We start from the raw sequence: 12,127 nt of genomic DNA, 5'->3' as shown, positions 1-12,127 counted from the left end.
CCCGGGCCTGTGATCGATCAGATCTGGCCGAGGTCGAACTCCACCGGGAAAGGAGCCGAGACCTTGACGACACCGGTGAACACGTCCCCGTCTCGGTAGGCCCTGGTCGCCGGGTCGAGCACGTAGGTGTACACCAAAGGGACCCCGGTCGCGGCCTGTTCGACCCGCCAGTAGAAGGCGATGCCGGACTTGGCGTACTGGTCCGTTTTCACGATCCGATCGGTGGTCTCCGAACCCGGAGAGACAACCTCTACGACGAGCAGTACGTGCTCGGGACGGGTGGGCGCGACATCGATCGTGTCCGCCCGGTAGACAACGACATCCGGGCGACGATTGGTGAGCGGGACGTCCTGGAGCCGGACGTCGAAATCTGTATCGGCATTCCAGTCCGGCCCTGCGGCCGCCTCCAAGACGTTCGCCAAGATCCGAGCGAGTCGATTGTGCCGCTTGGACGCGCTGGGACTCACGACAACCATCCCGTCCACGATCTCGATCCCCGCGCACTGCTCCTCAGACCAGGAGTCGTACTGCTCCGCCGTGATCTGCTCGTGCATCCACGCAGGGGCTGGCGTCTCGGCAGTCATGACGCACCTCCCGGACACCATGCGAGCGGGCCCGATCCCGCTGAGTTCAGCGTACTGTCTCAGCCCTCTCGGCACGCTGAACGCCGGAACGGCCGAGGTAGGGCGGGGCGGAGCCCCCGACTGGCTGGCCGGGCACCTCCCCCAGCCCCAGAGCGCGCCTGTGGCAACCAGTGCGAGCACGGCCGCGGCCGTCGGACGCGGCTCTACCCGCAGGCGCCCCGAGGTCAAGCCTCGGCGGCCAGGATGCGGGCGCTCCAGCAGCAGGTGGATGCGCTACAGGGCCCGATGGCCGAGGCTCAGAGGGTCCGCCAGGAGGCAGCAGCAACTGGAAGCCGCACTGGCGTCGGTGGTCAAAGCACACGTCCAGGGCAGACTCCGCCGGGTTCCCACCCGGAACGTGAAGAAGCTTTCCAACTTGGGTGACGTGACCGTCAGGGCCCTGATCGACGCCGGCATCCGCACAGCTGCCGACTTCACCGGGGTCCGGTACCTACAAGGCGGCCACTACGGCAACCGCGACGCGTATCTCATCCGGACCAAAAAGCTGGCGGAACTCGGTGGAGCAGCAGGCCCGGAGGTCGGCTCCATCCAGCGTGAGCGCCCAGGAGCGGGCCGCGATCCGCCAGCAGTCCGCCGCGTGGAAGAAGGAGTACGAAGCGGGGATCACCCAGGCCGAGAAGACGACCAGGCGCAAGCGTGACCAACTCCAGCAGCAGGTCAACTCGGAGAAGCAGCAGCACCAGACGGCCGCCCAGCGCCAACGAGCGGTGCTGGTCCAGCGCCAAGCCCAACTCGCCGACGCGAGCACCACTCACGACCGGCTGGTCACCCAGCTCGCCACAGCCGAAAAGGAGCACCGCCGCACCGTCGGCCTGCGCCGCCACCTCCGCTTTGTCACGACGGGCCACTGACCGGAGGCCCCCGCCACAGGGCGCCCACACGGCGCCCAGCGCCGGCCGCCCCACGCGCCATCGGACCCGGACCCCGGAAATAGCAAAACCCCCAGGTCACGGCGAGTGAGTCCTGGGGGTTCTACAGAGCCGCCTTCGGGATTCGAACCCGAGACCTACGCATTACGAGTGCGTTGCTCTGGCCAGCTGAGCTAAGGCGGCACCGCTGGGAAGACAAGAATTTCCCTGGTGGGAGCCTCTCATCAGCAGCGGCGCCAAGTCTACAGGGTTAAACGGGGTGCCCCGAACAAGGGCCCGGGAGGGCTCCTTCGGTGGGGGTCAGCACTTCTTTCCGTCCTTCGGAGCGGTGCCTTCCAGGAGGTACTGGTTGATCGCCGAGTCGATGCAGTCGCTGCCCCGGCCGTACGCGGTGTGGCCGTCGCCGTCGTAGGTCAGCAGGACGCCCGAGTCGAGCTGGCTCGCCAGGGCCTCGGCCCACTTGTACGGGGTCGCGGGGTCGCGGGTGGTGCCGACCACCACGATCGGCGGGGCGCCCTTCGCCTGCAGTGCCCCGGCCGTGCCGGTGGCCTTCGTCGGCCAGTACGTGCAGTTCAGCGAGGCCCAGGCCAGGCCCGAGCCGAAGACCGGGGAGGCCTTCTCGAAGGACGGCAGCGCCTTCTCGACCGCCTCGGGGCCGGCGAAGGCCGGGGGCTGGTCCAGGCAGTTGACGGCGGCGTTCGCCGACATGAGGTTGGCGTACTTGCCGTCCTGCTCGCGCTCGTAGTAGCTGTCGGCGAGGGCCAGCAGCCCGTTGCCGTCGTCACCGTCGATCGCGGCCCTGAGTCCCTCGCGCAGCTGCGGCCAGGCGTTCTCGTCGTACAGGGCGGCGATCACCCCGGTCGTCGCCAGCGACTCGCCGAGCGCGGGGCGCGCCCGGTCGGTCGTGGGGACCGGCTGGGCGTCGACCTTGCGGAAGAACTCCTTCAGGCGTTCCGCGACCTGCTCCGGACTGCCCTGGCCGAGCGGACAGTCGGTCTGCTTCGCGCAGTCCGCGGCGAAGGCCCGGAAGGCGGTCTCGAAGCCCTCCGTCTGGTCCCGGTTCAGTTCGACCGCGGGCCGCGAGGGGTCCATCGCCCCGTCCAGGACCAGCCGGCCGGTCCGGCCCGGGAAGAGGTTGGCGTACGTCGCCCCGAGGAAGGTGCCGTACGAGGCTCCGACGTACGTCAGCTTCTCGTCGCCCAGCGCCGCACGCAGGACGTCCATGTCGCGGGCGGCGTCGACCGTGGACACGTGCGGCAGGATCCGCTGAGAGTGCGCCTGGCAGGCGGCCGCGAACTCCTTGAAGGCGGCCACCAGCAGGGCCTGCTCCGCCCGCGTGTCCGGCGTCTGGTCCACCTGCGTGTACTTGTCCATGGCCGGGCCGTTCAGGCACTCCACGGGGCTGCTGCGGTCCACCCCGCGCGGGTCGAAGGAGACCATGTCGTACGCGGCGCGGACCGGGGCCGGGTATCCGATGCCCGCGTACGCCTGGAGGTATCCGATGCCGGAGCCGCCCGGGCCGCCCGGGTTCACCACCAGCGAGCCGAGCCGCTCGGAGGGGTCGGTGGCCTTGCGGCGGGCCACCGCGATGTCGATATCCCCGGCGGCCCCGGCCTCAGGATTCTCGTAGTCCAGCGGGACCTTCAGGGTGGTGCAGTCGAAGCCGGGCACACCGCACTCGCGCCAGCTCAGCTTCTGGTCGTAGTACGGGCGCAGCGCGGCCGGGACGGCGGTCGGCTCGGCCGACGGCGCCTCGGAGCCCTCACTGGACGACGCGGCGGCGCGGGGTGTTCCCGAACCGCCCGAGGTGCACCCGGAGAGCAGTAGCCCCGCAGCGGCGATCACGGTCCCGGTGGTGCGCAGCAGGCGACTGGTGTCCATTCCCGGAGCCTACGGCCTGCGGCCCTGCCCGGGGCGTTGGCACCCGCGGCGGGCGGCGGGCGGCCGCCCGGGCGCGGGGCGCCGCCCCGCACGGACCGGCGGCGTCCGCGGCCCGCCACGCGGACACCTCGAACGGGTGAGGCGGTCAACCGGAGTCGCCGGCCCGAGGGGAGTCGCGCGCGTCAGCCCGCACGCAGCGACATCGTCATCGCCTCGACCGCGAGCAGCGGGGCGACGTTGCGGTCCAGCGCCTGCCGGCACGCGATGATCGCCTCGATGCGCCGCAGCGTGCGCTCCGGGCCGGACTCCCGGGCGATCCGGTCCAGGTCTTGGCGTATCTCCTCGTTCGCGATGGCCAGCGAGGAGCCGAGCTGGAGGGCCAGCACGTCCCGGTAGAAGCCGGTGAGGTCGGTCAGCGCCAGGTCGAGGCTGTCGCGCTGCGTGCGCGTACGCCGGCGCTTCTGCCGGTCCTCCAGCTCCTTCATCACGCCCGCCGTGCCGCGCGGCATCCGCCCGCCGGTACCCGCTCCGGCGCCGAGCGCGGCCCGCAGCTCCTCGGTCTCCTTGGTGTCGACCTCTTCCGCCACCTGCTTGGCGTCCTCGGCGGCGGCGTCCACCAGCTCCTGCGCCGCCTTCAGGCAGTCGCCCACGTCACTCACGCGCATCGGCAGCTTCAGTACGGTGGCACGCCGTGAGCGGGCCGCCCCGTCGGTGGCGAGCCGGCGGGCCCGGCCGATGTGCCCCTGGGTCGCGCGGGCGGCGGCCTGCGCGACGTCCGGCTCGATGCCGTCGCGCCGCACGAGCACCTCGGCGACCGCGGACACCGGCGGGGTGCGCAGCGAAAGGTGCCGGCAGCGGGAGCGGATGGTGGGCAGCACGTCCTCCAGCGAAGGGGCGCACAGCAGCCACACGGTCCGCGGAGCGGGCTCCTCCACGGCCTTGAGCAGTACGTTTCCGGCGCCCTCCGTCAGCCGGTCGGCGTCCTCCAGGACGATGACCTGCCAGCGTCCGACGGCCGGGGAGAGCTGCGCCCGGCGCACCAGCGCCCGGGTGTCCTTCACGCCGATGGACAGCTGATCGGTACGGACGATCTCCACGTCGGCGTGCGTACCGATCACGGTGGTGTGGCAGCCGTCGCAGAACCCGCAGCCCGGCTCGCCTCCGAGGGCGCGGTCCGGGCTGGTGCACTGGAGCGCGGCCGCGAAGGCGCGGGCGGCGGTGGACCGACCGGAGCCGGGCGGTCCGGTGAACAGCCAGGCGTGCGTCATCTTGGAGGCGGCCGGCGGCGGGGTCCCCGCCTCGATGGCGGTGACCAGGCCGTCGGCGTCGACCGCGGCGGCGGCCAGCTGCGTCTGGACCCGCTCCTGTCCCACCAGGTCGTCCCATACGGGCATCCCGCCCACCACCTTTCGCCTCGCGTACCGTCCGTGCCGTCTGCTCACCCAGTGTGGCGGCTCCCACTGACAATCCCCGTCAGCCGGTCCCCACGACGACCACCGCCGTCAAGCCCTCACGCCGTCACGCCGTCACGGCGCCACCACCGTCACGCCATCAACCGCCACCGCCACCGTCAGCGGCGGCGCGGCCCCCGGCCCTGCTCGTCCTCGTCGTCCCGGCTCCGTCCCAGCAGCTCGTCCGCCAGGGTCGGCAGATCGTCCAGCGGGGTCTCCTCCGCCCAGTCCGAGCGGGGCCGGCGCGGCCGGCCGTCCTCGGCGAGGAGCGGCAGTTCGCGGGTCGCGTCGTTGCCCGAGTCCCGGAAGATGCCCGGCGGGACCCGGTCGGCCGGGTTCTCCTCAGGCCGCTGGGCCGTCGGCCGCGACGCGGAGTACGAGGCCCTGGGCGCCGCCGGCCGCGTCGCCGCGGCCCCACCCGAGCCCGAGCCCTCGCCCGTGCCCGTGGGGCGTACGGGCGGCAGGACCGCCGTCTCGTCCGCCGGACCCGTCGCCCGGACGGGCGGCAGCACTGCCGTCTCGTCCGCGGGACCCGCCGAAGGATCGGCCTTCGGGACCGGGACCGTCTGGGTGACATCGTCCGGCTGCACGACCGGCCTGACGATCGGAGTCTCGATCGTCACGGCCTCGTCGCGGCGCGAGTCCTTGCGCAGATCGGCCTGGGGCGCGGAAGCGCCGGGAGCCGCCGGAGCTGCGGACGCCGACGCAGCCGCAGCCGAGGCAGCAGCGGACTTCGCCGCCGCCTCCGCCGCCGAGGCCTCGGCCAGCCGCCGTGCCTCCTCGGCCCTCAGCAGGGCCTCCTCGGCCCGCCGCTGCTTCTCCAGCCGGCGCTCCTCGGCCTCGGCGTGCAGCCGGGCCTCCTCCTCCGCCTGCTTGCGCAGCCGCTCGGCCTCCACCGCGCGGGCCTTCTCCTCGGCCTCCAGCCGCAGCCGCTCGGCCTCGGCCCGCTCGCGGGCCTCCTCCTCGGCGCGCAGCCGCTCCTCGCGCTCCTTGCGGGCGGCCTCGGCCTCGGCCGCGAGCCGGGCCTCCTCCGCCTCGCGGGCCTTGCGGGCCTCTTCCTCAGCCAGCAGCCGGGCTTCCTCGGCCTTGCGGGCCGCCTCTTCCTCGGCCTTGCGCGCGGCCTCCTCGATGGCGAGCCGGCGGGCTTCCGCCCGCGCGGCCACCTCGGCCTCCGACAGCGGGAGCATCCGGTCCAGCCTGTGGCGCACGACGGTGCTGACCGACTCCGGGTCCTGGCCCGCGTCGACCACCAGGTAGCGCCCGGGGTCGGCCGCGGCCAGGGTCAGGAATCCGGCCCGCACCCGCTGGTGGAACTCCGCCGGTTCCGATTCCAGCCGGTCCGGCGCCTCCGTGAACCGCTCGCGGGCCGTTTCCGGCGACACGTCGAGCAGTACCGTCAGGTTCGGTACGAGGCCGCTCGTGGCCCAGCGCGAGATACGGGCGATCTCGGTCGGGGAGAGGTCCCGGCCGGCGCCCTGGTAGGCCACCGAGGAGTCGATGTAGCGGTCGGTGATGACCACCGCGCCGCGCTCCAGGGCGGGCCGTACGACGGTGTCCACGTGCTCGGCGCGGTCGGCCGCGTACAGCAGGGCCTCGGCGCGGTTCGACAGGCCGGCGGAGGACACGTCGAGCAGGATCGATCGCAGCCGCTTGCCGACCGGGGTGGCCCCGGGCTCGCGCGTGACGACGACCTCGTGACCCTTGGCCCGTATCCAGTCGGCCATCGCCTCGACCTGGGTGGACTTGCCGGCTCCGTCGCCGCCCTCCAGGGCGATGAAGAACCCGGCGTCGGACGCGGCCTGCACCGGCTCCCCGCCGCGCAGCGCCTCGCGCAGGTCGCGGCGCAGCGGAACGCCGCTGCGGTCGTCGGCCTTGGCCAGGACGATGACGGCGACCGGCAGCAGCAGGGCGCCGACCAGCATCAGCGTGAAGGCCGCGCCGCCGTGCGCGAAGACGACCTCGCCGGCGGCCAGCCGGTGCGGTCCGATCAGGGCGGCCAGCAGCGGGGCGGCCACGGCCCCGACGGCCACGGAGACCCGGACGACGGCCTGCAGGTGCTCGGTGACCCGGGCCCTGCGGAACTCCTCGGTCTCCTGGTCGAGCAGCGTGTGCCCGGTGTTCGCGGCGACGCCCGCGGCGCTGCCGGCGAGCAGCGAGAGGAACACCACCGTCGAGGTGTCCGGAACCAGCCCGGTCAGCAGCAGTGCCAGCCCGGCCACGGCGACGGACAGTGCCAGCAGACGGCGCCGGGACAGCGCGGGGAGGACCTTGCCGGCCTGGGTGGCACGGATGCCGAGGGCGGTGCCGCCGAGCAGGGCCAGTACGAGCAGCGAGAACGCGGCTGCTCCGCCCCCCAGGTCGGTGGCGTGCAGGACGGCCACGGAGGCGGCGGAGGCGACGGCTCCGGCGACGGCGGCGCAGACGAGGACGAGCAGCGGGATGGCCCCCGTACGCCCCTTCTCGGGCCGGTCCCCCGCCTTGGGGGCGCGCAGGCCCTCCAGCGGGGAGCGCGGACGCGGGGTCTTCGTGCCGGGCAGCACCAGCGGGAGCAGCAGCGATACGGACGCCGCGAAGAGGCCGGAGGCCACGTAGGAGCCGAGGGCCGCCTGGTTCTCGGTGAACCAGCCGATGCCGAGGCCGAGCGCCTTGCCGATCAGGGTCGCGGCGAGCAGCGCGGCCGCGGCGATCGGCAGGGCCGCGAAGGCGGTACGCAGGTTCAGCCGGCGCAGTGCGTCGAGGTGATCGGGCAGAGGCCGTACGGTCGCCCCCTCCGGCGGCGGCGCCGGAAGCAGGCCGGGCGCGGCGCTGTCCTTGGCCAGCACCCACAGCCGCTCGGCGGCGCCGGAGACGAAGACGGTGGCGAGCAGGGCGGTCAGCGCGTTCGGGCCGATCCAGTCGAGCCACAGCGGGGCCACGACGAAGAGGCCGAGCCGGAGCCCGTCGGCGCCGATCATCGTCCAGCGGCGGTCCAGCGTGCCGCCGGGGGCGGTGAGCTTGGCCAGGGGGCCCAGGAGGACCGCGCCGAAGAGGACGGTGGACACCACGCGGACGCCGAAGACGGCGGCGACGGCGAGGGCCCAGCCGGTGTAGCCACCGCCGAAGGGCTCCTGCTCCACGGCCGTCTGGAAGACCAGCAGCACCAGGACCAGCAGGGCGAGGGCATCGCCGATGCCGCTCACCAACTGCGCGCTCCACAGCCGGCGCAGCCCGGGGGTGCGCAGCAGGGCGCGCACCGCCCGCTCGCGGGAGTCCGCGGCGAGGGCTTCGTCGTAGGTGGGGGCGGTGTCGGTGGTGGCGGTCACGACCGTTGGCTGCTCGGCTCGCGTCATCCGCCCAGCCTATCCGCTGCACTGGGCGGGCGCGGAGCCCTGTGGACAAGGCCCGGTGTGACCCCCGACCCACCTCTCCGGGGGCCCTGCCCGAGGGCCGGTGCCGCTGCGCGGGGCTGGTCCCCTACCCGCCCTTCCACCGTTCCCGGGGCGCAGCCCTGACCCGCTGCTGGGGCGCAGCCCAGACCCCGGTCCTCAAACGCCGGACGGCTGGAAAACACAGACAGGGCCCGTGCGCATCGCACGGGCCCTGTCTGTGACTACTCGGCGCCTACTCGGCGTCTACTCGTCCGCCGCAGCGGCCGCCGTCTTCTTCGCGGCCGTCTTCTTGGCGGTGGTCTTCTTCGCCGCCGTCGCCTTCTTGGCCGTCGTCGTCTTCTTGGCGGCAGCGGTCTTCGTCGCCGTCGCCTTCTTCGCCGGGGCCTTCTTCGCGGGCGCCTTCTTGGCCGTCTTCTTCACCGGGCCCTTGGCGCGCTTCTCCGCGAGCAGCTCGTAGCCCCGCTCCGGCGTGATCGTCTCGACGTCGTCGTCCCGCCGCAGCGTCGCGTTAGTGTCGCCGTCCGTCACGTACGGACCGAACCGGCCGTCCTTGACCACCACCGGCTTCTCGCTCACCGGGTCGGTGCCCAGCTCCTTCAGCGGCGGCTTCGCGGCCGCGCGCCCCCGCTGCTTCGGCTGCGCGTAGATCGCGAGCGCCTGCTCCAGGGTGATCGCGAAGAGCTGGTCCTCGGTCTCCAGCGACCGCGAGTCCGTGCCCTTCTTCAGGTACGGGCCGTAGCGGCCGTTCTGCGCGGTGATCTCCGCGCCCTCCGCGTCCACGCCCACGACCCGGGGAAGGGACATCAGACGCAGTGCGTCCTCGAGCGTGACCGTGTCCAGGCTCATCGACTGGAACAGGGAGGCCGTCCGCGGCTTCACCGCGTTCTTGCCCGTCTTCGGGGTGCCCTCGGGCAGGATCTCCGTCACGTACGGCCCGTAGCGACCGTCCTTCGCGACGATTTCGTTCCCGCTGATCGGGTCCTTGCCCAGCTCGAACTCGCCGCTCGGCTTCGCGAAGAGCTCCTCCGCGTACTCGACCGTCAGCTCGTCGGGGGCCAGCTCCTCGGGCACGTCCGCCCGCTGGTGTCCCTCGGCGTCCTTCTCGCCGCGCTCCACGTAAGGCCCGTAGCGGCCCACGCGCAGCACGATGCCCTCGCCGACGGGGAAGGAGGAGATCTCCCGGGCGTCGATCGCGCCCAGGTCGGTCACCAGCTCCTTCAGACCGCCGAGCGCGTCGCCGTCGGCCGGCACGACCTCGGTGGCGTCCTCCGCGCCGAAGTAGAACCGCTTCAGCCACGGCACGGACTGGGCCTCGCCCCGCGCGATGCGGTCGAGGTCGTCCTCCATCTTGGCGGTGAAGTCGTAGTCGACGAGCCGCCCGAAGTGCGTCTCCAGCAGGTTGACCACGGCGAACGACAGGAAGGACGGCACGAGCGCCGTGCCCTTCTTGAAGACGTACCCGCGGTCCAGGATCGTGCCGATGATCGACGCGTACGTCGACGGCCGGCCGATCTCCCGCTCTTCCAGCTCCTTGACCAGCGAGGCCTCGGTGTAGCGGGCCGGCGGCTTGGTCGAGTGACCGTCGACCGTGATCTCCTCGGCCGACAGCGCGTCGCCCTCGCCGACCTGCGGGAGGCGCTTCTCACGGTCGTCGAGCTCGGCGTTCGGGTCGTCCGCGCCCTCGACGTAGGCCTTCATGAACCCGTGGAAGGTGATCGTCTTGCCGGAGGCCGAGAATTCCGCGTCGCGGCCGTCGGCCGACCGGCCGCCGATCTTCACGGTCACCGAGTTGCCGACCGCGTCCTTCATCTGCGAGGCGACGGTGCGCTTCCAGATGAGCTCGTACAGGCGGAACTGGTCGCCGGTCAGACCGGTCTCGGCCGGGGTGCGGAAACGATCACCCGAAGGACGGATCGCCTCGTGCGCCTCCTGCGCGTTCTTGACCTTGCCCGCGTAGACGCGGGGCTTCTCCGGCAGGTACTCGGCCCCGTAGAGCTGCGTGACCTGCGCCCGCGCCGCCGACACCGCGGTGTCGGACAGCGTCGTGGAGTCGGTACGCATGTAGGTGATGAAGCCGTTCTCGTACAGCTTCTGCGCCACCTGCATCGTCGCCTTCGCACCGAAGCCGAGCTTGCGCGAGGCCTCCTGCTGGAGCGTCGTCGTGCGGAACGGGGCGTACGGGGAGCGGCGGTACGGCTTGGACTCGACCGACCGGACGGCGAACGAGGTCTCGGCCAGCGCGGCGGCCAGCGCCCGTGCGTTCGCCTCGTCGAGGTGCAGCACCTCGCTCTTGAGCTGCCCGGTCGAACCGAAGTCGCGGCCCTGCGCGACGCGCTTGCCGTCCACCGTGTTCAGGCGGGCGACCAGCGTGGACGGGTCGGAGGCGTCACCGGCGCGGCCGGTGGCGAAGGTGCCGGTCAGGTCCCAGTACTCGGCCGAGCGGAAGGCGATGCGCTCGCGCTCCTTCTCGACCACCATGCGGGTGGCCACCGACTGGACGCGGCCCGCCGACAGCTTCGGCATGACCTTCTTCCACAGGACCGGCGAGACCTCGTAGCCGTAGAGGCGGTCGAGGATGCGGCGGGTCTCCTGGGCGTCGACCATGCGCTGGTTGAGCTCGCGCGGGTTGGCGACGGCGTCGCGGATCGCGTCCTTGGTGATCTCGTGGAAGACCATCCGGTGGACGGGGACCTTGGGCTTGAGGACTTCCTGCAGGTGCCACGCGATGGCTTCGCCCTCGCGGTCCTCATCGGTGGCGAGGAAGAGTTCGTCGGACTCGGCCAGCAGCTCCTTGAGCTTCCTGACCTGGGCCTTCTTGTCGGCGTTGACGACGTAGATCGGCGCGAAGTCGTGCTCGACGTCCACACCGAGGCGACGGACCTCGCCCGTGTACTTGTCGGGAACCTCGGCCGCGCCGCTGGGGAGGTCGCGGATGTGCCCGACGCTCGCCTCGACGACGTATCCGGGGCCGAGGTAGCCCTTGATCGTCTTCGCCTTGGCAGGGGACTCGACGATGACGAGTCGGCGGCCGCCCTTTGCGGTCTCGCTAGTCGGGGACAACTTGGCTCTTCTCTCCGGTCGGCACTCGGTCGCAGTACGGCGACGCTGCGGAGTGTGACGGTACAACCCGCCCCCGTGTCAAACGGCAGAAGCCCGCAACGGCCACTCGAACGGTAACCCGACAAGTGCCATTTCTGCCGCCCGGATGCCGCGGCAGGCCCTCCGCACTCACCGGGCAGGGTGGCCGAAGGGCCGTCTGGCCCCGCCCCGGGACCCCGCTTCACGTCGTTCTTTACGATCCTGCGCACATTCGGGACGAGCGGAGGAAACCCGGCGCGCCGCCGGACGTGGGCGACATCCGGCCGATTCCGCGGCCGCAGAACCCAAGCCCCACCCCCGCCGGACCGAAGCACCCCCGACCACCAGGGAAGACACCGCCCGGCCCCCGAGGGCCTGCCTGCCGCGGAGCCCGAATGCCGAGGGGCACGGATGCCGGGGAGCCCCCGCCCCGTGAGCTTCGCCTCAGCGAGCCCCCGCCCTCAGAGCCGTCCGAGGCACCAGACCCCGAGGGCCAGCGACACCCCGCCGGCGAGCAGTGCCACCGGTACGGCCACGACGGGGCGCACACCCTCGGCCACCGGCGCGCCGCGTAGGGCACGCGCCCCCGTCCAAGCCAGCAGAGCGGCCCCGAACAGCAGGAACACGGCCGCCGCGAAGATCGCCGGACCGTGCTCCATGCCGTTCACCTCATCCCCCGGGCCGCTCCCGGGATCCCCCCGGATCCCGCTGAGCGGAGGGTTTCACCCGGGGGGAGACGGCAGGCGAACCTGGGGTTACATCCCGGCTCCGACGTGCCCGGGGCCCGCACGGGGCGCACCGGCGCACGGCGGCGCACACCGGCGCACGGCCGCCGC

Annotated in this window: 7 protein-coding genes and 1 tRNA gene; 1 reads left to right on the top strand and 7 read right to left on the bottom strand. The window is 72.6% G+C overall.

The genetic code is table 11. The annotated features are described in order from the left end of the window. Window positions 1-17: 17 nt before the first annotated feature. The gene (locus OG247_RS24225; protein WP_327254229.1) at window positions 18-584 is read right to left on the bottom strand and encodes a Uma2 family endonuclease; all 567 of its coding nucleotides are present in this window, start codon (window positions 582-584) and stop codon (window positions 18-20) included. Between the two features lie 593 nt (window positions 585-1,177). Here OG247_RS24225 and OG247_RS24220 point away from each other — a divergent pair. Then, window positions 1,178-1,495, top strand: a complete 318-nt coding sequence (locus OG247_RS24220) for a hypothetical protein (protein WP_327254228.1) — start codon at window positions 1,178-1,180, stop codon at window positions 1,493-1,495. 127 nt (window positions 1,496-1,622) lie between these two features. Here OG247_RS24220 and OG247_RS24215 read toward each other — a convergent pair. The 6 genes from OG247_RS24215 to OG247_RS24190 form a co-directional block, all read right to left on the bottom strand. Beyond that, a tRNA-Thr gene (locus OG247_RS24215) sits at window positions 1,623-1,696 on the bottom strand. 117 nt (window positions 1,697-1,813) lie between these two features. After that, a complete protein-coding gene (locus tag OG247_RS24210) occupies window positions 1,814-3,394 on the bottom strand; it encodes an alpha/beta fold hydrolase (RefSeq protein ID WP_327254227.1) in 1,581 nt (526 codons plus the stop codon). A gap of 182 nt (window positions 3,395-3,576) precedes the next feature. Next, on the bottom strand, window positions 3,577-4,788 hold the full coding sequence (locus OG247_RS24205) for a DNA polymerase III subunit delta' (RefSeq protein ID WP_327254226.1): 1,212 nt from the start codon (window positions 4,786-4,788) through the stop codon (window positions 3,577-3,579). A gap of 176 nt (window positions 4,789-4,964) precedes the next feature. Further along, complete coding sequence (gene tmk / locus OG247_RS24200) at window positions 4,965-8,174, bottom strand: dTMP kinase (protein WP_327254225.1); 3,210 nt, start codon at window positions 8,172-8,174, stop codon at window positions 4,965-4,967. Between the two features lie 282 nt (window positions 8,175-8,456). Continuing rightward, on the bottom strand, window positions 8,457-11,273 hold the full coding sequence (gene topA / locus OG247_RS24195; protein ID WP_327254224.1) for a type I DNA topoisomerase: 2,817 nt from the start codon (window positions 11,271-11,273) through the stop codon (window positions 8,457-8,459). Between the two features lie 479 nt (window positions 11,274-11,752). Further along, window positions 11,753-11,950, bottom strand: coding sequence for a hypothetical protein (locus tag OG247_RS24190; protein WP_327254223.1), 198 nt, complete (start codon window positions 11,948-11,950; stop codon window positions 11,753-11,755). Window positions 11,951-12,127: the final 177 nt, after the last annotated feature.

The sequence above is a fragment of the Streptomyces sp. NBC_01244 genome (assembly GCF_035987325.1).
Classification (GTDB): Bacteria; Actinomycetota; Actinomycetes; order Streptomycetales; family Streptomycetaceae; genus Streptomyces.
The sequence above is the reverse complement of the archived record's forward strand: the minus strand, read 5'-3'. Positions and strand labels throughout refer to the sequence as shown.

Coding starts and splice junctions, on each gene's coding strand:
- OG247_RS24225 (WP_327254229.1), bottom strand. CDS start 584: ATGACTGCCGAGACGCCAGCCCCTGCGTGGATGCACGAGCAGATCACG.
- OG247_RS24210 (WP_327254227.1), bottom strand. CDS start 3,394: ATGGACACCAGTCGCCTGCTGCGCACCACCGGGACCGTGATCGCCGCT.
- OG247_RS24205 (WP_327254226.1), bottom strand. CDS start 4,788: ATGCCCGTATGGGACGACCTGGTGGGACAGGAGCGGGTCCAGACGCAG.
- tmk (WP_327254225.1), bottom strand. CDS start 8,174: ATGACGCGAGCCGAGCAGCCAACGGTCGTGACCGCCACCACCGACACC.
- OG247_RS24190 (WP_327254223.1), bottom strand. CDS start 11,950: ATGGAGCACGGTCCGGCGATCTTCGCGGCGGCCGTGTTCCTGCTGTTC.